This is a genomic window from Streptomyces sp. NBC_00376, assembly GCF_036077095.1.
Classification (GTDB): domain Bacteria; phylum Actinomycetota; class Actinomycetes; order Streptomycetales; family Streptomycetaceae; genus Streptomyces.
Window position 1 is genome coordinate 5,325,317 of record NZ_CP107960.1, and the last position, 23,815, is coordinate 5,349,131.

18 protein-coding genes are annotated in these 23,815 nt (G+C 70.7%); 9 read left to right on the forward strand and 9 right to left on the reverse strand.

Annotated features, from left to right (window positions below; translation table 11 throughout):
• The first annotated feature begins 37 nt into the window (after positions 1–37).
• The 3 genes from OG842_RS24075 (at position 38) to OG842_RS24085 (ending at position 2,707) form a co-directional block, all read left to right on the forward strand.
• Complete coding sequence (locus OG842_RS24075) at positions 38–763, forward strand: ComF family protein (RefSeq protein WP_266732486.1); 726 nt, start codon at positions 38–40, stop codon at positions 761–763.
• A gap of 322 nt (positions 764–1,085) precedes the next feature.
• Positions 1,086–1,775 (forward strand): ribosome hibernation-promoting factor, HPF/YfiA family, encoded by a 690-nt coding sequence (gene hpf, locus OG842_RS24080; RefSeq protein ID WP_266732488.1) that lies wholly within the window; start codon positions 1,086–1,088, stop codon positions 1,773–1,775.
• Between the two features lie 182 nt (positions 1,776–1,957).
• Positions 1,958–2,707, forward strand: a complete 750-nt coding sequence (locus tag OG842_RS24085; protein ID WP_266732489.1) for a response regulator — start codon at positions 1,958–1,960, stop codon at positions 2,705–2,707.
• A gap of 61 nt (positions 2,708–2,768) precedes the next feature.
• Here the strand turns inward: OG842_RS24085 and OG842_RS24090 are convergent, their stop codons facing one another.
• Positions 2,769–3,944 (reverse strand): winged helix-turn-helix domain-containing protein, encoded by a 1,176-nt coding sequence (locus tag OG842_RS24090; RefSeq protein ID WP_266732491.1) that lies wholly within the window; start codon positions 3,942–3,944, stop codon positions 2,769–2,771.
• A gap of 66 nt (positions 3,945–4,010) precedes the next feature.
• On the reverse strand, positions 4,011–4,583 hold the full coding sequence (locus tag OG842_RS24095; RefSeq protein ID WP_266732493.1) for a GNAT family N-acetyltransferase: 573 nt from the start codon (positions 4,581–4,583) through the stop codon (positions 4,011–4,013).
• 240 nt (positions 4,584–4,823) lie between these two features.
• Between OG842_RS24095 and secA the strand changes: the two genes are divergently transcribed.
• Positions 4,824–7,649, forward strand: coding sequence for a preprotein translocase subunit SecA (gene secA / locus OG842_RS24100; RefSeq protein ID WP_266732495.1), 2,826 nt, complete (start codon positions 4,824–4,826; stop codon positions 7,647–7,649).
• Between the two features lie 1,635 nt (positions 7,650–9,284).
• Here the strand turns inward: secA and OG842_RS24105 are convergent.
• On the reverse strand, positions 9,285–9,713 hold the full coding sequence (locus OG842_RS24105; protein WP_266732497.1) for an Rv3235 family protein: 429 nt from the start codon (positions 9,711–9,713) through the stop codon (positions 9,285–9,287).
• Positions 9,714–10,005: 292 nt separating this feature from the next.
• Here OG842_RS24105 and OG842_RS24110 point away from each other — a divergent pair, with 292 nt between their 5' ends.
• Both OG842_RS24110 and OG842_RS24115 read left to right on the forward strand, forming a co-directional pair.
• Entirely contained in the window at positions 10,006–10,512 is a 507-nt protein-coding gene (locus OG842_RS24110) for a DUF6912 family protein (RefSeq protein WP_266732498.1), read from the forward strand.
• A gap of 75 nt (positions 10,513–10,587) precedes the next feature.
• Entirely contained in the window at positions 10,588–11,259 is a 672-nt protein-coding gene (locus tag OG842_RS24115) for an HAD family hydrolase (RefSeq protein WP_266732500.1), read from the forward strand.
• Between the two features lie 18 nt (positions 11,260–11,277).
• Here OG842_RS24115 and OG842_RS24120 read toward each other — a convergent pair whose 3' ends face one another.
• A complete protein-coding gene (locus tag OG842_RS24120; protein WP_266732501.1) occupies positions 11,278–11,847 on the reverse strand; it encodes a DJ-1/PfpI family protein in 570 nt (189 codons plus the stop codon).
• Between the two features lie 389 nt (positions 11,848–12,236).
• On the opposite strand from OG842_RS24120, the gene OG842_RS24125 reads away from it, so the two are divergent.
• Positions 12,237–17,231, forward strand: coding sequence for an NAD-glutamate dehydrogenase (locus OG842_RS24125; RefSeq protein ID WP_266732503.1), 4,995 nt, complete (start codon positions 12,237–12,239; stop codon positions 17,229–17,231).
• A gap of 82 nt (positions 17,232–17,313) precedes the next feature.
• On the opposite strand, the gene OG842_RS24130 is transcribed toward OG842_RS24125, so the two are convergent.
• A complete protein-coding gene (locus OG842_RS24130; protein ID WP_266732504.1) occupies positions 17,314–18,450 on the reverse strand; it encodes an FHA domain-containing protein in 1,137 nt (378 codons plus the stop codon).
• A 315-nt stretch (positions 18,451–18,765) separates the two neighbouring features.
• Here OG842_RS24130 and OG842_RS24135 point away from each other — a divergent pair, with 315 nt between their 5' ends.
• Positions 18,766–18,912 carry a hypothetical protein gene (locus tag OG842_RS24135; RefSeq protein ID WP_266732506.1) on the forward strand — a complete coding sequence of 49 codons (147 nt, stop codon included), beginning with the start codon at positions 18,766–18,768 and terminating at the stop codon, positions 18,910–18,912.
• A complete protein-coding gene (locus OG842_RS24140) occupies positions 18,876–19,028 on the forward strand; it encodes a hypothetical protein (protein WP_266732508.1) in 153 nt (50 codons plus the stop codon). Before OG842_RS24135 ends, OG842_RS24140 begins: the two co-directional genes overlap by 37 nt.
• On the opposite strand, the gene OG842_RS24145 is transcribed toward OG842_RS24140, so the two are convergent.
• From OG842_RS24145 to OG842_RS24160, 4 genes are all read right to left on the reverse strand, one after another.
• The gene (locus tag OG842_RS24145; RefSeq protein ID WP_266732510.1) at positions 19,018–20,793 is read right to left on the reverse strand and encodes a serine/threonine-protein kinase; all 1,776 of its coding nucleotides are present in this window, start codon (positions 20,791–20,793) and stop codon (positions 19,018–19,020) included. The two genes, OG842_RS24140 and OG842_RS24145, sit on opposite strands and share 11 nt — an antisense overlap.
• An 87-nt stretch (positions 20,794–20,880) precedes the next feature.
• Complete coding sequence (locus OG842_RS24150) at positions 20,881–21,903, reverse strand: serine/threonine-protein kinase (protein WP_328512459.1); 1,023 nt, start codon at positions 21,901–21,903, stop codon at positions 20,881–20,883.
• A gap of 125 nt (positions 21,904–22,028) precedes the next feature.
• Positions 22,029–22,808, reverse strand: a complete 780-nt coding sequence (locus OG842_RS24155; protein WP_266733791.1) for an ABC transporter ATP-binding protein — start codon at positions 22,806–22,808, stop codon at positions 22,029–22,031.
• 4 nt (positions 22,809–22,812) lie between these two features.
• Positions 22,813–23,754, reverse strand: a complete 942-nt coding sequence (locus tag OG842_RS24160; RefSeq protein ID WP_328512460.1) for an ABC transporter permease — start codon at positions 23,752–23,754, stop codon at positions 22,813–22,815.
• Positions 23,755–23,815: the final 61 nt, after the last annotated feature.

Consider the following 23,815-nt stretch of genomic DNA (forward strand, 5'->3'; position numbering starts at 1 on the left):
GGTGGCCCGGTCGCTCCGGGAAGCGCACAGTGGAGTCATGCGGGGGTGGTGGCGGGAGATCTCCGGCCTGGTGCTGCCGGTGTCGTGTGGCGGTTGTGGCAGGACGCGTGTGCAGCTGTGCGAGGAATGCCGGGCGGAGCTCCACGGCGGGGCACCGCGCCGGGTGAGGCCCGTTCCTCGGCCGCCTGGCCTGCCGGTGGTGTATGCGGCCGCCGCGTACGAGAACGCGGTACGTGCGGCGCTGCTCGCCCATAAGGAACGGGGCGAGATGGGGCTGGCCGGAGCGCTCGGCAAGGCGCTGGCGGGTGCCGTGCGGGCCGGGACGGGGCATGCGGGTGCCGGCGGCCCGCTGCTGCTCGTGCCGGTGCCGTCGGCACGGCGTGCGGTGGCGGCACGCGGCCACGATCCGACGCGCCGGATCGCGCTGGCCGCGGCGGGTGAACTGAGACGCGGCGGCACCCCGGCCCGGGTGGTCGCGGTGTTGCGGCAGCGGCGTGCGGTGGCCGACCAGGCGGGGCTGGGCGCCGGTCAGCGGCTGGCGAATCTGGCGGGGGCGCTGGAGGTCGTGGCCGGGGGCGAGCAGCTGCTTGCGGCCGGACGGGTTGTGCTGGTGGACGACCTTCTGACGACGGGTGCCTCGCTCGCCGAGGCGGCCAGAGCGGTGGCGGCGTGCGGGCACGCCGGTGGCGTCCCCGGCAGTGGGCAGGCGGCCGTTGTCGCAGTATCTCCGTCGGCCTTCGAAATAAACCGGAACTGTCAATGAACTTGCATCGTTGCAGGTAGTGAGTGAGAAAAACGTCCCGAACGGAGGTACGTGCGAGTAGCGGGTGCCGACATCCGGCCGGGCAGGCTATGTTCGGTTGTGAGGAATGGTGAATGCCGGACCTCGATGAATGCACCGCCAGGTTTCGGGCAGGCGAAGTACCAGTAGTCCAGAAGCTGGGAATTCGGTGGGGTGGAGACCTCGCCGATGGGGGAGGAGGAGGTGGAAGTCACCGAGTCCGCGGCTCCGGTTGTCACCGGGGCCTGGTGCAAAAGGGAGATGCTCCGCCGCTGAGCGGAGCGATCCGGGAACGGAGTTCTGCGTGGACATCGTCGTCAAGGGCCGCAAGACCGAGGTGCCCGAGCGGTTCCGCAAGCACGTGGCCGAGAAGCTGAAGCTGGACAAGATCCAGAAGTTCGACGGCAAGGTGATCAGCCTCGACGTCGAGGTGTCCAAGGAGCCGAATCCCCGTCAGGCCGACCGTTCCGACCGGGTGGAGATCACGCTCCGCTCGCGTGGTCCGGTCATCCGGGCGGAAGCGGCCGCAGGCGACCCGTACGCAGCGCTGGACCTGGCCACCGGCAAGCTGGAGGCGCGGCTGCGCAAGCAGCACGACAAGCGCTACAGCCGCCGCGGCAATGGCCGGATTCCCGCTGCCGAGGTCGGCGAGACCGTGCCGGGGGCGGCGTCGTTCAACGGCGAGGGCGATCTGATCGCCGATGAGTCGGCCGATTCCGTACCGACCACGAGGTTCGGCTCGCTGGAGGTTCAGGGCGAGGGCCCGCTGGTGATGCGCGAGAAGACGCACGTCGCTGCACCGATGTCGCTCGACCAGGCGCTCTACGAGATGGAGCTGGTCGGGCACGACTTCTATCTGTTCGTCGACTCCGAGACGAAGGAACCCAGTGTCGTCTACCGGCGGCATGCTTATGACTACGGTGTCATCCACCTGAGGACCGACCCGCTGGCCGCCGATGAGGCGGGCGGCGCAGGCGGTGCGCTCGGCGGCTGACGCCACGCTCCCGCGGTGCCCCTGGAGCGCCTGTGCGCCCCCAGGGGCACCCGCGTGCGGCCAAGGATCACCGCTCTGACGTCCAGGCATGGAATCATGGCGTCCCAGGCCAATCGGTGCTCTGTGAACTGCCGTTGGCGGACCGTGTGAACTTCAGGCCATGGCCTTCAGGGGGAGGAACGATGGCGGACGCCTTCGGGCCCGTGCGCGATGCGAATGATGCCGACGACATCGGCGGTGCCGGTACCGCTGCGGACAGCGGTTTCCGCAGGGAGCCGATCAGGGTCCTCGTGGTGGACGATCACGCGCTCTTCCGCAGAGGCCTGGAGATCGTCCTCGCCCAGGAGGAGGACATCCAGGTCGTCGGCGAGGCGGGTGACGGGTCGGAGGCGGTCGACAAGGCTGCCGATCTGCTGCCCGACATCGTGCTGATGGACGTCCGGATGCCCAAGCGCGGCGGCATCGAGGCCTGCACGGCGATCAAGGAGGTGGCCCCCAGCGCGAAGATCATCATGCTGACGATCAGCGACGAGGAGGCCGACCTCTACGACGCGATCAAGGCCGGTGCCACCGGCTATCTCCTCAAGGAGATCTCCACGGACGAGGTGGCCACGGCCATTCGCGCGGTCGCCGACGGGCAGTCGCAGATCAGCCCTTCCATGGCGTCCAAACTGCTCACCGAGTTCAAATCGATGATCCAGCGGACCGACGAGCGCCGACTGGTGCCGGCGCCCCGGCTCACCGACCGGGAACTCGAAGTCCTCAAACTCGTTGCAACGGGCATGAACAATCGCGATATCGCGAAGGAACTGTTCATTTCCGAGAACACCGTGAAGAACCACGTCCGCAACATTCTGGAGAAGCTGCAGCTGCACTCCAGGATGGAAGCCGTGGTCTATGCCATGCGGGAGAAGATCCTGGAGATCAGGTGACCCGGCCGGGAAGGCGCGGGTCACCCGGCAAAGGGCCGGCCGGGGGCACGGGAATGTGCGCTCAGGCCAGGGCGCGGGCGATTTCCTGAGCGAGCGGTCCGCGCAGTTCCGGTGCCTCGACCCGCTCCAGCCGGACATCCGTACAGCCGACCCAGGACGCCGCCTCCACCAGTGCCTCGGCCATCGGCGCCACGGCCTTCTTGCCCGCCAACGACACCTGGCGGGCGACCAGCGTGCTGCCCTCGCGCGCCGGGTCGACGCGGCCCTGCAGCTTTCCGCCCGCCAGCAGCGGCATCGCGAAGTATCCATGGACCCGCTTGGGCTTGGGGACGTAGGCCTCCAGCCGGTGGGTGAAGCCGAAGATCCGCTCGGTGCGGGCCCGCTCCCAGACCAGCGAGTCGAACGGCGACAGCAGCGTCGTACGGTGCCGCCCGCGCGGCTCAGAGGCCAGTGCCGCGGGGTCCGCCCAGGCCGGCTTGGCCCAGCCCTGCACCGTCACCGGCACCAGCCCGGAGTCGGCCACCACCGCGTCGAACTGCTCGGCCTTCAGCCGGTGGTAGTCCGCGATGTCCGCGCGGGTGCCCACACCCAGGGACTGCCCCGCGAGGGCGACCAGGCGTCGCAGGCACTCCGCGTCTTCCAGATCGTCGTGCAGCACGTCGTCGGGCAGGGCCCGCTCGGCGAGGTCGTACACCCGCTTCCAGCTGCGCCGCTCGGTGCACACCACCTCTCCGTACATCAGGGCGCGCTCGACGGCGACCTTCGACGCCGACCAGTCCCACCACTCCCCGCCGTTCTTCGCGCCGCCCAGCTCCGTGGCCGTCAGCGGGCCCTCGGCGCGCAGCTGCTTGATCACCGTCTCGTACGCGCCGTCCGGCAGGTCGTGGTGCCAGTGCGGGCGGGAGCGGTAGGCGCGGCGGCGGAAGGCGAAGTGCGGCCACTCCTCGACCGGCAGGATGCAGGCCGCATGCGACCAGTACTCGAAGGTGCGGCCGCCCGACCAGTACGCCTCCTCGACGGTGCGCCGGCCGACCGCGCCGAGGCGTGCGTACGGAATCAGCTCGTGCGACCGCGCGAGCACCGAGATCGTGTCCAGCTGTACGGCGCCGAGATGGCGCAGCACGCCCGGAACTCCGGCCCTGCGGTCCGGTGCGCCGAGGAAACCCTGGGCGCGCAGGGCGATCCGGCGCGCCTGGTCGGCGGAGAGTTCAACGGAGGGAGGCGGCACAGGCGTCATGCCCCGAACCCTAGGGGCAGGCACTGACAGCCGGCCGGGGTGCCTGTGGAACCCGGGCCCGAAGGGTCAGGGAGCGGGCAGATAGGTGTCGGTGCTCGGCAGGCCGAGGTCGGACGGGAGCAGCGCACCGATCCAGGAGTCGCGCCGTACGCCCTTGTTGAGCAGGCCCGACCGCTGGACGCCCTCCATCAGGAATCCGGCCTTCAGCGCCACGGCGCGCGAGGGGGCGTTGCCCACCTCGGCGCGCCACTCCAGCCGGTCGCCGCCCAGTGCGGTGAAGGTCCAGCGGGCGGCGCACAGCACCGCCTCCGTCGTGTAGCCGCAGCCCCGGTGCTCCCCGGCGGTCCAGAACCCCACCTCGTACGTGCCCGGCAGGTTGCGGCGGTTGATGCCGAGGGCGCCGGTCAGGGCCCCGGTCTCGCGCAGGACCACCGCGAAGTTGTACACGGAGTCGTCGTGCCAGCCGCCGGGAGACAGCTTTCCCGCGAAGAATTCCGCGTCGGCGCGGCTGTACGGGGAGGGCACGACCGTCCACCGCTGGATTTCCGGGTCCTGACAGGCGGCGTGGACGGTTTCCGCGTCGCTGTCGGCGAAGGGGCGCAGCAGCAGGCGGTCGCTGGTGAGGGTGATCGGCTCCATGCAGGGATTCTGGGGAGGGAGTGCTCGGGAAGCGAACACTTTTCGGACTTCCCGGCACCTTCGGCGCTCCCCGGCCGTTGAATCGGATGGGGACAGCGGGGGCAACGCGGCGGCAGCCCTCCCGGGGCGGCGGGGTCCTCGCTTACGATGGCCGTTGCGGTGGGGCCCACCTGCCGTGCCCGCGCCAGAGTCCATAACACGACCCAGTGCCAGGCCCGACCGGCAAGGAGACCAGCCTCAGTGTCCGTCTTCAACAAGCTCATGCGTGCAGGCGAAGGCAAGATCCTGCGCAAACTGCACCGCATCGCGGACCAGGTCAGCTCCATCGAAGAGGACTTCGTCAACCTCTCCGACGCCGAGCTGCGGGCGCTCACCGACGAGTACAAGGAACGGTACGCGGACGGCGAGAGCCTGGACGACCTGCTCCCCGAGGCATTCGCGACCGTCCGTGAGGCCGCCAAGCGGGTCCTCGGACAGCGCCACTACGACGTTCAGATGATGGGCGGCGCAGCCCTCCACCTCGGCTATGTGGCCGAGATGAAGACCGGCGAGGGCAAGACCCTGGTCGGCACCCTGCCGGCGTACCTCAACGCGCTCTCCGGCAAGGGCGTGCACCTGATCACGGTCAACGACTATCTCGCCGAGCGCGACTCCGAACTGATGGGCCGTGTCCACAAGTTCCTCGGTCTGACCGTCGGCTGCATCATCGCCAACATGACGCCGGCCCAGCGCCGTGAGCAGTACGCCTGCGACATCACGTACGGCACGAACAACGAGTTCGGCTTCGACTACCTCCGCGACAACATGGCGTGGTCCGCCGACGAGCTCGTCCAGCGTGGCCACAACTTCGCCGTGGTCGACGAGGTCGACTCGATCCTCGTCGACGAGGCCCGTACGCCGCTGATCATCTCCGGCCCGGCCGACCAGGCCACCAAGTGGTACGGCGACTTCGCCAAGCTGGTCACGCGGCTGACCAAGGGCGAGGCGGGCAACCCGCTCAAGGGCATCGAGGAGACCGGCGACTACGAGGTCGACGAGAAGAAGCGGACCGTGGCCATCCACGAGCCCGGTGTGTCGAAGGTCGAGGACTGGCTCGGCATCGAGAACCTCTACGAGTCGGTGAACACGCCGCTCGTCGGGTACCTCAACAACGCCATCAAGGCGAAGGAACTCTTCAAGAAGGACAAGGACTACGTCGTCATCGACGGCGAAGTCATGATCGTCGACGAGCACACCGGCCGTATCCTCGCCGGCCGCCGCTACAACGAGGGCATGCACCAGGCGATCGAGGCGAAGGAAGGGGTGGACATCAAGGACGAGAACCAGACCCTCGCCACAATCACCCTGCAGAACTTCTTCCGCCTCTACAGCAAGCTCTCCGGCATGACCGGTACGGCGATGACCGAGGCCGCCGAGTTCCACCAGATCTACAAGCTCGGCGTGGTGCCGATCCCGACCAACCGGCCGATGGTCCGTGCCGACCAGTCGGACCTGATCTACCGCACCGAGGTCGCGAAGTTCGCCGCGGTCGTCGACGACATCGCCGAGAAGCACGAGAAGGGCCAGCCGATCCTGGTGGGCACCACCTCGGTCGAGAAGTCCGAGTACCTCTCTCAGCAGCTCTCAAAGCGCGGCGTCCAGCACGAGGTCCTCAACGCCAAGCAGCACGACCGCGAGGCGACGATCGTCGCCCAGGCCGGCCGCAAGGGCGCGGTCACGGTCGCGACGAACATGGCCGGACGAGGTACCGACATCAAGCTCGGTGGCAACCCCGACGACCTCGCCGAGGCGGAGCTGCGCCAGCGCGGCCTCGACCCCGTCGAGCACGTCGAGGAGTGGGCGGCAGCGCTGCCTGCCGCGCTGGAGAAGGCCGAGCAGTCGGTCAGGGCGGAGTTCGAAGAGGTCAAGGAGCTCGGCGGGCTGTACGTCCTGGGAACCGAGCGGCACGAGTCGCGGCGTATCGACAACCAGCTGCGCGGTCGTTCCGGCCGTCAGGGCGACCCGGGCGAGTCCCGCTTCTACCTGTCGCTCGGTGACGACCTGATGCGGCTGTTCAAGGCCCAGATGGTCGAGCGCGTCATGTCGATGGCCAACGTCCCGGACGACGTGCCGATCGAGAACAAGATGGTGACGCGGGCGATCGCGTCGGCCCAGTCGCAGGTCGAGCAGCAGAACTTCGAGACGCGTAAGAACGTCCTGAAGTACGACGAGGTGCTCAACCGGCAGCGTGAGGTCATCTACGGCGAGCGGCGCCGGGTCCTGGAGGGCGAGGATCTGCAGGACCAGATCCGCCACTTCATGGACGACACGATCGACGACTACATCCGCCAGGAGACCGCCGAGGGCTTCGCGGAGGAGTGGGACCTGGACCGGCTGTGGGGCGCGTTCAAGCAGCTCTACCCGGTGAAGGTCACCGTCGACGAGCTGGAGGACGCGGCCGGCGACCGGGCCGGGATCACGGCCGAGTTCATCGGCGAGTCCATCAAGGACGACATCCACGAGCAGTACGACGCGCGTGAGAAGCAGCTCGGCTCGGACATCATGCGTGAGCTGGAGCGGCGTGTGGTGCTGTCCGTCCTGGACCGCAAGTGGCGTGAGCACCTCTACGAGATGGACTACCTCCAGGAGGGCATCGGCCTCCGTGCCATGGCGCAGAAGGACCCGCTGGTCGAGTACCAGCGCGAGGGCTTCGACATGTTCAACGCCATGATGGAGGGCATCAAGGAGGAGTCCGTCGGCTACCTGTTCAACCTGGAGGTCCAGGTCGAGCAGCAGGTCGAGGAGGTGCCGGTGCAGGACGAGGCCGAGCGGACCTCGCTCGTCAAGGAGGACGCCGTGCCGGCGGCGCGTCCGGAGATCCGGGCCAAGGGGCTCGACGCTCCGCAGCGTCCGGACCGGCTGCACTTCTCCGCTCCCACGGTGGATGGGGAGGGCGGGGTCGTCGAGGGCGACTTCTCCAACGGTGAGGGTACGGCTGGGGTCGGGGCCGAGTCCGATGGGCTGACCCGGGCGGAGCGGCGCAAGGCCCAGAAGAATGGTGGGGGCGGGCGGCGCCGTAAGAAGTAGCGGTAGCGGCAGGCGCCGGTGACGTCTTTGGACGTCGTTGCGGTGGTCGGGTCGTAGTTGAGATGTAGCCGGGGTCGGGCGCGCGTGGATCGGGCGTCCGGCTCCGGTTTTTTGGTTTGCGGGTAGTGGGGGGTGAGGTGGGGGCGGGGGTGTGTTCGGTGTGGGGCGGGTTGTGTCGGGTCGGGTTGTGGGCGTGTGCGGCGGGGTGGGGTGGTGGGAAGGGGCGGGGCCTATCCCCTCCCCGCCCCTTCCCGAAACCGGGGCTCTGCCCCGGACCCCGCTCCTCAATCGCCGGAGGGGCTGAAGAAGGGGCGAGGGGCTGCGAGGGGCCATGTGGGGCTGGAGCCTCTGGGCGGGGGGAAGAGGGCCGAGGAGGAGGGGGACGTAGGGCTGAGGAGGGGCTGGGCGGGGCTGGGGCAGAGCTGAGGGGCCGGGTAGCGCCGAGGGTGGGTTGAGGGCGGGCGGGTGGGGCTGAGGTGGTGCTGAGAGGAGTCTGGGACGGGGCTGGGGCGGCCCAGGCGTCGAGGATGGGCTGGATGGGGGCCAGGCAGGGGGCGGGCGGAGCCGAGGTGTGAGGGGCCGGGCAGGCCCGAGTGGGCCTGGCGTCGAGATGGGCTGAGTGGGACCTGGCAGCGCCGGGCCGGGCTGAGGAGGGCCGGGTAGGGCCGGGACGGGGCTGCGAGGGGCCTGGGACAGGGACGGGGCGACCCCAGGCGCCGGGAGGGGCTTGAGCGGGGCCTGGCAGCGCCGGGAGGGGCTGAGCGAGGCCGGGCAGGGCCGGGCAGGGCCAGGTAGGGCCAGGTAGGGCCGAGGTGGTGCTGGGAGGGGCCTGGTAGGGCCAGGCGGGGCTGAGCGACGCCAGGCGTCGAGATGGGCTGAGTGGGACCTGGCAGCCCCGGGCCGGGCTGAGGAGGGTCGGGCGGGGCTGGGGTGGTGCTGAGTGGGGCCAGGCAGGGCCGGGCAAGGCCGAGGAGGGACAGGTTGAACCCGGGGCGGCGCTGAGTGGGGCCAGGCAGGGCCGGGCCGAGGTGGTGCTGGGAGGGGCCTGGTGGGACCGAGGTGGGCCAGGCAGGCCCGAGTCGGCCCAGGCCGTCGAGATGGGTTGAGTGGGGCCAGGCTGGACCGCGCGGGGCGGAAGAGGGCCGGGACGGGGCCGAGGAGGGCCGGGCAGGCCCGAGGTGGGGCTGAGGAAGGTCGGGCAGGGCCCGAGTGGGCCCAGGCGCCGAGGTGTGGCCAGCGAGGGGCCACGCAGGACCGGGGCGGATGGAGGGGCCACGTAGGACCCGGACGGGTGGAGGGGGCCCGAGGAGAGCCAGGTGGGCCGAGGGGCCGGGTGTGGGGCCGGGAGGGGGCCAGGTGGGGCTGGAGGGGCCACGTGGGGCCGGAGAGGGCTTGGTGGGGCTGGAGGGGCCACGTGGGGCCGGAGGAGGGCTTGGTGGGGGCAGGGGCAGGAGCGGGTGGGGTAGGGATTTGTGGGCTCTCTCTGTCGGCCGCCCGCCCTCCCAAAGCCCGCGGGGGCTGGGGGAGGGCGGGACGGGGTGGGTGGGTTTGGTGGTTCGTGCTGGGGCGGTCCTGTGCCCCGTCTTGTTCGGCGCTCCCTTTCTTGGGTTCCTGCGTCTGCCGGCCTCGGCCGGGCTAGCGGGGCTGGGCTGTCCGCAGGTGTTCGTCGCCGAGTTCCACCGCCGCGCAGCGCCAGCGGAGGTCGGTGCCCTGTTCCAGGCGGAAGGCCATCGCGCGTACCTGTTCGCCCGCCGCGATGCTCGCGAAGGCCTCCACCACGCCCGGGGCCGGCTGGGCGCCGTGGCACATGCGGATGACGGGGCGGGCGCCGCGGGCCCTGAGGGGGGTGCGTGGGGCCAGTTCGGTCAGCTGGTCGTATGCCTCGCCGATGGTGTGGCCGAGCATCCAGTGCACCGGGCGCTGGCCGCTGAGGACCGCAAGGAGGCGATCGGCGAACCAGTGGTGCGGGCGTACGCGCCGGGGAGTCCGGGTGCGCTGGGGTGGTACGGCTTCGGGCCTGCGCTGGTCGCGTCGTCCGGCGGGCCGGGTCCTGTTCGTGCTCATCGATCATCGCCCCCGTGCTTCAGAGGCCCGGTGAAATACCGGGCGGTAACTTCTGCTGTGGACCTTCTACGGCGACGGCCGAGGACGCCGCAAGCGGCACTGGGGCGAAGGGAGCGACCGGGAGGAATCACCTATCCGGGTGATGAGGCCGGTGCCGGGCGGGGCGTGAGGCGGGCGCGAGGAGGGTGAGGGGCGGTTGCCGGGTGGACGGGGCGGCATCGGTGCACGTGACCCCAAAGGGGGACGTCACACGTATCCTGAGGGCGTTTCCGACTACGAAAGCGGCCCGGCCATGCGCGTGTACGTCCCCCTGACCCTGTCCGGTCTCGCAGCGGCGCACCGGGCGGGCGAAATCGGTCCCGGTCCGCTCACCGCGTACGCGGTGACCCCCGCACTGCGCGAGTGGTACGTCTCGGACGACATCGAGGAACTGGAGTACGCGGCGCTCAACCGGGCCGCCTCCGCCTCGCTGCGCATGATCGCGCAGAACCCCGGCGCGGCGCGCAGGCGTGTCGTCATCGCCGTCGAGGTGCCGGACGGTGCGGCGGTCGCCGACCCGGACCACAGCCTCGACCCGTCCTCGCTCGGCGAGGTGCGGATCGCGTCCCCCGTGGCGCTCGCCAGGGCCGCCGCGGTGCATGTAGACGCCGACGACGCGGAGAAGGACGTCACGGCGGCGGCCGCGGCGCTGGGGGCGGCGGACCTCGGGGACGACGACGCGCAGTTCACCGTGGACGGCGCCGAGGACCACGAGCTGCTCTGGTTCGGCATCCAGGAGATTCCGAATCTGATTCCCTGAGGGGCCGATCGCCTGAGGGAAGAGGATGGGGGCAGAGGGCGAACGGGTGTCCTAGGGGGCGGGTACTTTCTATGCATGGGGAAGCAAGGGAAGCACCGCACTCATCTGGTCTGGGACTGGAACGGCACACTGCTCGACGACAACGACGCGGTCATCGGCGCGACCAACGCCGCGTTCGGTGAGGTCGGCCTGGCGCCGATCACCCTTGAGCAGTACCGCGAGATGTACTGCATCCCGATACCCCGCTTCTACGAACGGCTGATGGGCAGGCAGCCCACGGAGGCCGAGTGGGAGCGGATGGACGGGATCTTCCACCAGCACTACACCGAGCGGCGGGCCGCCTGCGGGCTCACCGAAGGGGCCGAGGAGCTTCTCACCCAGTGGCAGCTGGGCGGGGGCAGCCAGTCGCTCCTGAGCATGTACGGCCACGAGCAGCTGGTCCCCGTGGTGCGGGGGTACGGCATCGAGCGGCACTTCTTGCGGGTCGACGGGCGCACCGGGCCCTCCGGCGGCAGCAAGGCCCGCCACATGGAGCGGCACATCGCCGCGCTGGACGGGATATCCGCCGAGTACACGGTGGTCATCGGCGACGCGGTGGACGACGCCGTGGCCGCGGCCCACGTCGGGGCGAAGGCGGTGCTCTACACCGGCGGGTCGCACAGCAGGGCCAGCCTGGAGGCGGCCGGGGTGCCGGTGGTGGACAGTCTGGCCGAGGCCGCGCAGCTCGCCGAGCGACTTGCCGGGTAGGAACCCGGCGGGGGAGCGTCAGGTCGTCACCGGGGCCTTTGTGCGGAGGACCTTCAGGAACTCGCGCATCCACGCCGAATGGTCCGGCCAGGCGCGGGAGGAGACCAGTACGCCGTCCACCACCACCTCGTGGTCCTCGAAGGTGGCGCCCGCCGTCTGCATGTCGAGCTCCAGCGCGGGATACGCGGTGACGTGCCGGCCGGTCAGCGCACCGACCGCCGCGGTCATCAGCGGGCCGTGGCAGATCTGGGCCACCGGCCGGTCGGAGTCGAAGAACGCCTTGAGGATCTTGCGCAGCTCGGCGTCGTTGCGCAGATACTCGGGCGCCCGGCCGCCCGGGACGACCACCGCCACGTAGTCCCCGGGGTCGACCTCGGAGAACGCCAGGTCGGCGGGCCAGGTGTAGCCGGGCTTCTCGGTGTACGTGTCGAAGCCGGGCTCGAAGTCGTGGACCACGAAGCGGAGCGTCTTGCGGGTGGGGGCCGCGATGTGGACGTCGTACCCCTCCTCGCGCAGCCGCTGGTAGGGGTAGAGGACTTCCAGGGACTCGGCGGCGTCGCCGGTGACGATCAGGATCTTCGGTGCCATGGCGGGACTCCCACGGTTCGTCGGCCTGTTCCGCCTACCAGAGTGCGGCAATACGGACGCGCGCGCTGTCCAGAGTGTCAAAGTTCGGGGCCATCTTTTTACACAAACGGCTCGTGACGGTCACGGGGGCAGCCGATATAGCCTGGACCCCGTGATCAGCGCGATACGCCTCGGGGGCAGCGAAGCCCCCGGCCTGCGCCCGGAGTGCCACAGCACCCGGGCCGTCGCTGATTCCCCCAGCCCCGGTCGAACGTCAAAAATGGACGATTCGGCCCCGGGCATCTCTCATAGCGGCATAGCGTCGACTCAGACCGGAAACCCCGTGTCGTGGCGGTACGTCGTCTTTTCCACCTACGTCACGCAACGGCGCGCGACAGGAGCCAGAGGACATGCAGACCAAGCTGGACGAAGCCAAGGCCGAGCTGCTCGCACGGGCGGCGCAGGTAGCTGACAGCAGCCCGGGCGGTGGTGTCGGTGGCCCGGGCGGTACCTCCCGGGTGCGTGTTGCGGCCACCGGGGCCGAGCAGGAGCGCCCCGGACAGGACGTGCTCCTCTCCTACCTCCAGCGCTACTACCTGCACACCGCCCCGGAGGACATCGCGGGCCGCGACCCCGTGGACGTCTTCGGTGCGGCCTCCTCCCACTACCGGCTGGCCGAGACGCGTCCGCAGGGCACGGCGAACGTCCGGGTGCACACCCCGACCGTCGAGGAGAACGGCTGGACGTGCAGCCACACGGTGGTCGAGGTCGTCACCGACGACATGCCGTTCCTGGTCGACTCCGTCACCAATGAGCTGTCCCGGCAGGGACGCGGCATCCATGTCGTGATCCACCCGCAGGTCGTCGTACGCCGTGACGTCACCGGCAAGCTCATCGAGGTCCTCGCCGAGGGCAACGGCCTCACCGCGGGCCGCAAGGGCGCCGACGACAAGAAGAGCGAGCTGCCGCACGACGCGCTCGTCGAGTCCTGGATCCACGTCGAGATCGACCGCGAGACCGACCGCGCCGACCTCCAGCAGATCTCCGCCGACCTGCTGCGCGTGCTGTCCGACGTACGGGAGACCGTCGAGGACTGGGACAAGATGCGCGACGCCGCGCTGCGCATCGCCGACGACCTGCCCGGCGAGCCGCTCGACGACCTCGGCGACGAAGAGGTCAACGAGGCCAGGGAGCTGCTGCGCTGGCTCGCCGCCGACCACTTCACCTTCCTCGGCTACCGCGAGTACGAGCTGAAGGACACCGACTCGCTGGCCGCCGTCCCCGGCACCGGGCTCGGCATCCTGCGCTCCGACCCGCACCACAGCGTCGACGAGGCGCACCCCGTCAGCCCGTCCTTCGACCGGCTGCCCGCCGACGCCCGGGCCAAGGCCCGCGAGCGCAAGCTCCTCGTCCTCACCAAGGCCAACAGCCGCTCGACCGTCCACCGCCCCAGCTACCTCGACTACGTCGGCGTGAAGAAGTTCGACGCGGACGGCAACGTCATCGGTGAGCGCCGCTTCCTCGGACTCTTCTCCTCCGCCGCCTACACCGAGTCCGTGCGCCGGGTGCCCGTCATCCGCCGCAAGGTCGCCGAGGTGCTGGAGGGCGCGGGCTTCTCGCCCAACAGCCACGACGGCCGCGACCTGCTCCAGATCCTGGAGACGTACCCGCGCGACGAGCTCTTCCAGACGCCCGTCGACCAGCTGCGCTCCGTCGTCACCTCCGTGCTGTACCTCCAGGAGCGCCGCCGGCTGCGGCTCTACCTGCGCCAGGACGAGTACGGGCGCTACTACTCCGCGATCGTCTACCTGCCGCGCGACCGCTACACCACCGGTGTCCGGCTGCGCCTGATCGACATCCTCAAGGAGGAACTGGGCGGCACCAGCGTCGACTTCACCGCCTGGAACACCGAGTCGATCCTCTCCCGGCTGCACTTCGTCGTCCGCGTCGCGCCCGGCACCGAGCTGCCCGACCTCACCGACGCCGAGGCCGACCGCATCGAGGCCCGGCTCGTCGAGGCCGCCCGCTCCTGGGCCGACGGCTTCCAGGAGGCGCTGGGCGCCGAATGCGGCGAGGAACGCGCCGCCGAGCTGCTGCGCCAGTACGGCCACTCCTTCCCCGAGGGCTACAAGGCCGACCACACGCCGCGCTCCGCCGTGGCCGACCTGGTCCACCTCGAAGCGCTCAAGCAGGACGAGAAGGACTTCGCCCTCAGCCTGTACGAGCCGGTCGGCGCCGCCCCCGGCGAACGCCGCTTCAAGATCTACCGGACCGGTGAGCAGGTCTCCCTGTCCGCCGTGCTCCCGGCCCTTCAGCAGCTCGGTGTCGAGGTCGTCGACGAGCGCCCGTACGAGCTGCGCTGCGCAGACCGTACGCACGCCTGGATCTACGACTTCGGGCTCCGGATGCCGCAGGTGGGTGGCAACGGCAACTACCTCGCCGACGACGCCCGGGACCGCTTCCAGGACGCCTTCGCCGCCGTGTGGACCGGTGAGGCCGAGAACGACGGCTTCAACTCACTGGTGCTGGGCGCCGGTCTGAACTGGCGTCAGGCGATGGTGCTGCGCGCCTACGCGAAGTACCTGCGCCAGGCCGGGTCGACGTTCAGCCAGGACTACATGGAGAGCACTCTCCGTAACAACGTCCACACCACCCGGCTGCTGGTCTCGCTCTTCGAGGCCCGGATGTCCCCGGAGCGGCAGCACGCGGGCACCGAGCTGATCGACGGCCTCCTCGAAGAGCTCGACGGGGCCCTGGACCAGGTCGCCTCGCTCGACGAGGACCGCATCCTGCGGTCCTTCCTCACCGTCATCAAGGCCACCCTGCGCACCAACTTCTTCCAGCGCGACGACAGCGGCAAGCCGCACGGCTACGTCTCGATGAAGTTCGACCCGCAGTCCATCCCGGACCTGCCGGCCCCCCGGCCGGCCTTCGAGATCTGGGTCTACTCGCCGCGCGTCGAAGGTGTGCACCTGCGCTTCGGCAAGGTCGCCCGAGGCGGTCTGCGCTGGTCGGACCGGCGGGAGGACTTCCGTACGGAGATCCTCGGCCTGGTCAAGGCACAGATGGTGAAGAACACCGTCATCGTGCCGGTCGGCGCCAAGGGCGGATTCGTCGCCAAGCAGCTCCCGGACCCGGCCGTCGACCGTGACGCCTGGATGGCCGAGGGCATCGCCTCGTACCGCACCTTCATCTCGGCGCTGCTCGACATCACCGACAACATGGTGGCCGGCGAGGTCGTGCCGCCCGTCGACGTCGTCCGGCACGACGAGGACGACACCTACCTGGTCGTCGCCGCCGACAAGGGCACCGCGAGCTTCTCCGACATCGCCAACGAGGTCGCCGTCGGGTACGGCTTCTGGCTCGGCGACGCCTTCGCCTCCGGCGGCTCCGCCGGCTACGACCACAAGGGCATGGGCATCACCGCCCGCGGCGCCTGGGAGTCCGTCAAGCGGCACTTCCGCGAGCTGGGCCACGACACCCAGACCGAGGACTTCACCGTCGTCGGCGTCGGCGACATGTCCGGTGACGTCTTCGGCAACGGCATGCTGCTCTCCGAGCACATCCGGCTCGTCGCCGCCTTCGACCACCGGCACATCTTCATCGACCCGACCCCGGACGCCGCCACCTCGTACGCCGAGCGCCGCCGGCTGTTCGAGCTGCCGCGCAGCTCCTGGGCCGACTACAACAAGGGCCTGCTCTCCGCGGGCGGTGGCATCCACCCGCGCAGCGCCAAGTCCATCCCGGTCAACGCGCACATCCGCGAGGCGCTCGGCATCGAGCCGGGCGTCACCAAGATGACGCCCGCCGAGCTGATGCAGACCATCCTCAAGGCCCCCGTGGACCTGGTGTGGAACGGCGGCATCGGTACGTACATCAAGTCCTCCGCCGAGTCGAACGCGGACGTCGGCGACAAGGCCAACGACGCGATCCGCGTCAACGGCGAGGACCTGCGGGCCAAGGTCGTCGGCGAGGGCGGCAACCTCGGCGCCACCCAGCTCGGCCGGATCGAGTTCGCCCGCGGCGGCGGCCGGATCAACACCGACGCGATCGACAACAGCGCCGGCGTGGACACCTCCGACCACGAGGTGAACATCAAGATCCTGCTCAACGGCCTGGTCCGGGACGGCGACATGACCGTCAAGCAGCGCAACAAGCTGCTCGCCGAGATGACCGACGAGATCGGCCGTCTGGTGCTGCGCAACAACTACGCGCAGAACGTGGCGCTCGCCAACGCCACCGCCCAGTCGCCCTCGCTGCTCCACGCCCACCAGCGCTTCATGCGCCGGCTCGGCCGCGACGGCGACCTCGACCGCGGTCTCGAGTTCCTGCCCGCCGACCGCCAGATCCGTGAGCTGCTCAACACCTCCAAGGGGCTCAGCCAGCCCGAGCTGGCCGTGCTGCTCGCGTACACCAAGATCACGGCGGCCCGGGAGCTGATCCGGACCAGCCTGCCGGACGACCCGCACCTGCAGAAGCTGCTGCACGCCTACTTCCCGGAGCAGCTGCGCAAGCAGTTCCCCGAGGCGGTCGACGGGCACGCGCTGCGGCGCGAGATCATCACCACGGTCCTGGTCAACGACACCGTGAACAGCGGTGGTTCGACCTTCCTGCACCGGCTGCGGGAAGAGACCGGTGCCTCGATCGAGGAGATCGTGCGGGCCCAGTTCGCGGCCCGTGAGATCTTCGGCCTCGGCCAGGTGTGGGACGCCGTCGAGGCGCTCGACAACGAGGTCGCCGCCGATGTGCAGACCCGGATCCGGCTGCACTCGCGCCGGCTCGTCGAGCGCGGTTCGCGCTGGCTGCTCGGCAACCGGCCGCAGCCGCTGGAGATCGCCGCGACGATCGACTTCTTCAAGGAGGGCGTCGACAAGGTCTGGGCAGAGCTGCCCAAGATGCTGATGGGTACCGACCTGGAGTGGTACCAGTCGATCCTGGACGAGCTCACCGAGGCGGGCGTCCCGGGCGAGCTGGCCCAGCGGGTCGCCGGATTCTCCTCCGCCTTCCCGGTGCTGGACATCGTGGCGATCGCGGAGCGCACCGGCAAGGACCCGCTCTCCGTCGCCGAGGTGTACTACGACCTCGCGGACCGGCTCGGCATCACCCAGCTGATGGACCGGATCATCGAGCTGCCGCGGGCCGACCGCTGGCAGTCCATGGCCCGCGCCTCCATCCGCGAGGACCTGTACGCCGCGCACGCCGCGCTCACCGCGGACGTGCTGGCGGTCGGCAACGGGACCTCGACGCCGGAGGAGCGGTTCAAGGCGTGGGAGGAGAAGAACGCGGCGATCCTGACGCGGTCCCGCTCCACCCTTGAGGAGATCCAGGGGTCGGACGCGTTCGACCTGGCGAACCTGTCGGTGGCGATGCGGACGATGCGCACCCTGCTCCGTACGCACGGGTAGCCGGTTGAGGGCTGGTAGTTGAGGGGAGGCGGTCGCCGGGGGTCCGGTGGCCGCCTCCCTTCTGTTGTCGAGGCGCGGGGCGTCAGTACATGCGGGTTTCGGCTGCCGCGTCCGGCGGGGGTGGCCGGCGGCGTTGCCATTCCTGGGCCAGTTCGGTCGGGAAGCGGCGGCCGCTGCGGGCCAGGATCACGCCCTCGACCAGCCGGAGTTCGTCCCCGCCGTGGTACTGCCGCTCGGTCGTGCCGAGCTTCTTCCACGGGCCCGGACCCGATCTGCCGGCCGTCGAACGCCATCGGGTGCCGTAGGTGCTGTGGTCCCGTACGTGGACGATGCCACCGGTCACCCGCAGCTCGACGTGGGCGCGGCTGAGGCCGGCGGTGCGGTGCTCGGGGACCAGGCCGTGCAGGGAGATGCCGCCCTCGCCGGGGGCCCGGCCGACCTTCACCGTCGTGCCGTCCTCCAGCGTGAACCGGGCCTTCACGTCGCCCTCCACCAGGAGCTTCAGCTGGACGGTCGCCGTGCGCGGGCCGTCGTCGACCAGCGGGGTGCCGTGGCTCTGGCAGCGGGGTACGCCCCTGAGTACACGCGGCAACAGGGCGGCGCTGCCCTTGTGGGTGTCGTAGAGGGTGCAACGGCGGTCCGTGCAACGCCAGTTGCGGCTGATCACGTCGAAGCGGGGGGTGCGGTGCGGGCCCAGCAGCCCCATCTTCTTCAGCACGTCCTCCTCCATCTTCCTGGAGATGTCCAGCGCGCTGGCCACCCCCATGTCGACGGGGACGAGCCCGACCTTGCCGCCACCGGCCGGGACCGGCTCCAGGAAGTCGTCCGTATTGCCCTGGATCCAGGGGTGCGACTCGCGGTGGCCGCGGAAACGGTCGCCGGTGATGACGGGGATGCCGGTGTACGCGCACAGTTCGAGCAGGCGGTCGTCGGCGTCCGGCAGTTCCTCGACCAGGCCGCGGTCCACCCAGCGGCCGAGCAGCCGGATGTCGGTGGGATCGGTGAACTCCCGGCGTGCGCCGAGCCGCAGGCCGGCGTCGGCGACCAGATACAGCTTGACGTCCGGATCCCGGGCGAGCCTCTTCGCGGCGTCCACGAGGAGCCGCAGCCGGCGCAGCGAGCGCGCACCGGGTTCGCCCAGCGTGCGGTTGCGCACGACGTTGGACAGATCCACCAGGAAGCAGGCCGCGCTGAAGTCGGTGGTGAGGTGGTCCTCCATCGAGATCGCCTTCCCGGAAGTCCCGTTGAAGTACTCCAGAAGTGTTTCTCGAAGTACTTCTGAAGTCCCTGATCGGAAGCTGACGGCATGTTAATACCGTTGTGGTGCAACTGTATTGACGCCCTCGGCGGTCGCGGAGTTCCGGCAGGGACGCGGACGGGCGGCGTTCCGGCCCCTCCCCGGAGGTCGCCGTCTCGCTGCTGACCGCGAGGGAGACCCTGTGGGCGCAGGTCGACGGGGCGGAGGCCGTGCTCGGCTCGGGCTGCCGGGTGGCGGTGGTGCGCGGCCGCGGACGGGTTCAGTGGCTGGCGGCCGGTGACGGTGGTCGACCCGGCCGCGCTCACCGTACGGCTCGTACCGCTGGCCCTCGCCGAACCGCCCGTCGGCACCGCGACCCCCGTGGCGGAGCTGTACACGGACCCCGAGTGCTGCCGGGCCCCTCGCCCGTGCTCCACCGGCTGATCACCGCCCACGGGCTGCCCGCCGCCACCCGGGCACGGGCGGCGGCGCTGCCGGCGGGCGGGGAGCCGGAGGAGCGGGTGCTGCTGCGGCTGTGGGGGCGAGCGGCTATCCGTTGATCTTCCAGAGGGTCAGCGAGCCCTCGTAGGTCGGGGTCTCCTTGTTGTCGTTGACCACGACTTCGGCGATCTTCCACTGGGCGAGATTGCCTTCGGACGTCACGCTGCACATCAGGTCGCCCGCCGCGATGGTCTTGTCCTTGACCAGCGTCTCGCTGGGGACCGAGCTGGGCAGCGGGTTCTGCTCGGCCGCGGTCCGGCATTCCTCGGGCGAGGCACCGCTCGCCTTGCCCAGGGCTCGGTCGAGCCGCAGGGTGTCGTACCCCGCGCTGAATTCGAGATCCTCCGAGTCGATCTCCGCGGTGGGGTCCACCTTCGGGGCGTCCAGGTCCACGTACGTCCAGTCCAGGCCGGACGGGGTGCGCAGGGTCAGCGGCTTGTCCTGGAAGACCAGGGTGTACGAGGGGGCCGGGGGGCTCTTCGGCTTGGTGCCGGACGGCGAACCGGCGGGATCCGGCGGGGCGGACCCACCGCCGGTGCCGGCCTGCCGGGACTGCTGCGGGTCCGGTCCCTTGCTGTCGGTGCTCTGCTCGTTCCCGTTGTTCGCGTCGTCCGATTTGTCGCCGACCGCCCAGAGGGTGCCGCCGATGCCTGCTGCGAACGCGACCGCCACGGCGGCGATCAGCAGGGCCGGCCGCCTGCCGCGGGGCTTGGCGGTGCCGGTCGCCGGGGCCTGCGGGGGCGGCTGGTGCGCCGTGAGCGGTCCGGTGCTCGCGCCCGTGGCGTGGACGGGCGGCACCGTGTTGGTGTCGTACGGCCCGTGCGGCGGTACGGGATCGGCGGGCGGCACGGTGCCGGTGGCGTACGGTCCGGACGGCGGCGGGCCCGGCGGGTACGTGGGCTGCGCCGCCGGGTCGGCCGGCTGCGGGGGCGGTTGCGCGGCCTGTTCGCGGCGGGCGATCTCCGCGGCGACCGGTTCGGGGAGCCAGCTGCCGGACTCCTGCGGCGGCCCGCCCGCGGCCCGCTCGCACAGGGACACCAGCTCGGCGGGGGTGATGCGGGCGGCCGGGTCGGCGATCAGGCAGCGTTCGAGCAGCGCGCGCAGTTCGGCCGGGTAGCCGTCCAGCCGGGGCGGACGGCTGGCGGTGTTGGCGATCTGGGTGGCGACGGTGAGCGCCCCGCCCGCGCCGTAGGGGTGCCGTCCGGTCGCCGCGACGGCCGCGATCAGCCCCAGCGAGAAGACGTCCGTGGCAGGCCCGACCTGTTCGCCGAGCGCGTGCTCCGGTGACATGAACTGCGGTGTGCCGATCACTCCGCTGCCGGTGAGCTGCGTCGCGTCGGCGGCGCGTGCGATCCCGAAGTCGATGACGTACGGGCCCGTCGCGCCGAGCAGGATGTTGCCGGGCTTCAGATCGCGGTGGACGACTCCGGCCGCGTGGATGGCGGTCAGCGCCTGTGCGGTGCTGCCGACGAGCTGGAAGACCGTGGGCAGCGGCAGCGGGCCGCAGGATTCGATGGCCGCCTGGAGTGCAAGGCCGGGCACGAACGCCGAGGCCAGCCAGGGGAGCGGACCGGAGGTGTCGTGGTCGACGACCGGCACCAGGTGGTAGCCCTGCACGCGCCGGGCGGCCTGCACCTCCTGGTCGAACCGGCGACGGAATTCCGGATCGTCGCCGAACTCGCGGCGGATCAGCTTCAGCGCGACGGCCTGGCCGCCCCTGGTGTGCGAGAGATAGACCGTGCCCATCCCGCCCTCGCCGATCCGGGCGATCAGCCGGTACCCGGCGATCTCGCGCGGATCCTGGGGGCCGAGAGGTGTGAGCACGTCGCCGGTGCCGGTACTGATGGGAGCCTCCCCCGCTCATCACTGCAAGTGTGCCGGACGAGACTACGACAAGTTTTGGGCCGTCAATCAACGATCCTGCAACGGAGTTCGACGGACCCGGCGATTCCATTCGGCGGCCATCGGATCGCGCACGGTCGGCACATAGGTGGGGGTGTACGCGGACGGGCGGGGCCGGGTCGCCGCCTCGATCCGGGCCACGGCCGCGGCCACCGGGTCCGGCAGCCAGCCGGTGAAGACCCGCAGACCCCGGTCGTCGTCCGCGCCGAGCGCCCGCCGGCACATTTCCGCGACCTCGCGGGCGGCGGGGCGCTCCTCGGGCCGGGCCGCGAGACAGCGTTCGAGCAGCCCGCGCAGCGGCTCCGGGTGGTGGTCCAGCCGCGGGGGTTCGCGGTCGGTGCCCGCGATGCGGGCGGCCACCGCGAGGCCGTGGCCCCGGCCGTACGGGTGCTCCCCGGCGGCGGCCTCGGCGGCCAGCAGCCCGAGCGCGAACACGTCGGACGCGGGCGTCAGCGGCCTGCCCAGCGCGTGCTCCGGCGACATGTACTTCGGGCTGCCGATCAGCCGCCCCGCCGTGGTGAGGGTCCGGGTGTCGGCCGCCCGCGCGATCCCGAAGTCGAGCAGCCAGGGGCCGCTCGCGGCGAGCAGCATGTTGCCGGGCTTGATGTCCCGGTGGATGACCCCGGCGCCGTGGACCGCGTCCAGCGCACCGGCCAGGCAGCCGGTCAGCCGGAGCACCGCGTCCGCGGGCAGCGGACCGTGCCCGCCGATGACGGCGTCCAGTGGCAGGCCGGGGACGTAGTGGGTGGCGAGCCAGGGCCGCGGCCCCTCGGTGTCGTGGTCGACGACGGCCACCAGGTGGTACCCCGAGACCCGGCGGGCGGCGGCCACCTCACGGGCGAACCGCACCCGGAACTCCGCGCTCTGCGCGTACTCCCGGCGGATCACCTTCAGGGCGACGGGCTGGCCGCCCCGGGTGTGCGAGAGGTAGACGGTGCCCATCCCGCCCGCGCCCACCCGGGCCCGCAGCACATAGCCGGAGATCTCGCGCGGATCGTCCGCCCGCAGTGGTCCCGGCACGCCGTCCTGCATGTGTCCCCCTGAGCGGATCCGGGGGCGCGACCCCCACGACGCAACCCCTGCGACGCAACCCCGTTGTGCGGCAGGGGAGTTTATCGCCCCCGCCGCGACGCCCTGCTTCCTGCCGGAGCTGGACTTCACTTCTTGCCGGACGTGAACTTCTCGTACGCCGCCACGACCTCGTCCGCCGGACCGTCCATCCGCAGCGTCCCCGCCTCCAGCCAGATCGCCCGGTCGCAGGTCTCGGTGATCGACTTGTTGCTGTGGCTGACCAGGAAGACCGTGCCGGCCTCCTTGCGGAGCTCGATGATCCGTTCCTTGCTGCGCCGCTGGAACCTGGCGTCGCCGGTGGACAGCGCCTCGTCGATCAGGAGGACGTCGTGGCTCTTGGCGGCGGCGATGGAGAAGCGCAGCCGGGCGCCCATGCCGGAGGAGTACGTACGCATCGGCAGGGTGATGAAGTCGCCCTTCTCGTTGATCCCGGAGAAGTCGACGATCCCCTGGTAGCGCTCGCGGATCTGGGCACGCGTCATGCCCATCGCGAGGCCGCCGAGCACCACGTTGCGCTCGCCGGTCAGGTCGCTCATCAGCGCGGCGTTCACCCCGAGCAGCGAAGGCTGGCCCTGGGTGTGCACCCGGCCCTTCGTCGCGGGCAGCAGACCGGCGATGGCCTTGAGCAGGGTCGACTTCCCCGAGCCGTTGGAGCCGATCAGGCCGATGGCCTCGCCCTTGTACGCGGCGAAGCTCACCCCCTTCACGGCGTGCACCTCGCGCACCCCGGGGGCCTGCCGGCGCGAGACGATCCGGCTGAGCGCCGAGGTGGCGCTGCCCTTTCCGGTACGGGCGCCGTTCACCTTGTACGTGATGTGGACGTCGTCCACGACGACGGTCGGCACCCGCTCGTCGATGTCGGTCATGTGGTCAGCCACGTCCGTACCGCTCCTCCGCCTGCCAGAAGTACACGAATCCGCCCACGCCGCACACGAGCGCCCAGCCCGCGGCGATCGCCCACACATGCGGCGGGAGGTGGGACGCGCCGAAGCTGTCGATCAGCGCGAACCGCATCAGATCGATGAAGACGGCGGCCGGATTGCACTCCAGCATCACCATCACGAAGTGCGGTATCCGGTCGCCCTTGAGCATGGTGTCCACGCTCCACATGACCCCGGACGCGTACATCCAGGTCCGCAGGACGAACGGCATCAGCTGGGCGATGTCCGGCGTCCGGGCGGCCAGCCGCGCCACCACCATGGAGACGCCGGTGTTGAACACGGCCTGGAGGAACAGAGCCGGGACCGCCAGCAGCCAGGACGGCCTGGGGAACTGCCCGAACCCGACGAGGATCAGCACCAGTGCGCCCAGCGAGAACAGCAGCTGCTGGAGCTGTTGCAGGGCCAGCGCGATCGGCAGCGAGGCGCGCGGGAAGTGCAGCGCCCGGACGAGCCCCAGATTGCCGCTGATCGCCCGGGTGCCCGCGGTGATCGAGCTGCTGGTGAAGGTCCAGATGAAGACGCCGGTGACGAGGAAGGGCACGAAGTCCTCGACATTGCGCTTGGTGTTCATCAGGACGCCGAAGATGAAGTAGTAGACCGTCGCGTTCAGCAGCGGCGTCATGATCTGCCAGATCTGGCCGAGCTTCGCCTGGCTGTACTGGGCGGTCAGCTTGGCGGTGGCGAACGCCGTGATGAAGTGCCGCCGCCCCCACAGCTGCCGGACGTACGCCGTCAGCGAGGGCCGGGCCCCGCTCATCGTGAGTCCGTGCCGGGCGGCGAGCGCGGCGAGCTCGCCCGGTGCGTACACCGGGAGGGCCGCACCGGCTGGGGTGTCGGCCGGGGCCGGCGGGGTTGCTGTCTGGCTCACCACGATCGCTTTCGACGGGGGCGGGGGGAGCGACGTTCGACGGAACGGGACCGTATCGTCGCAA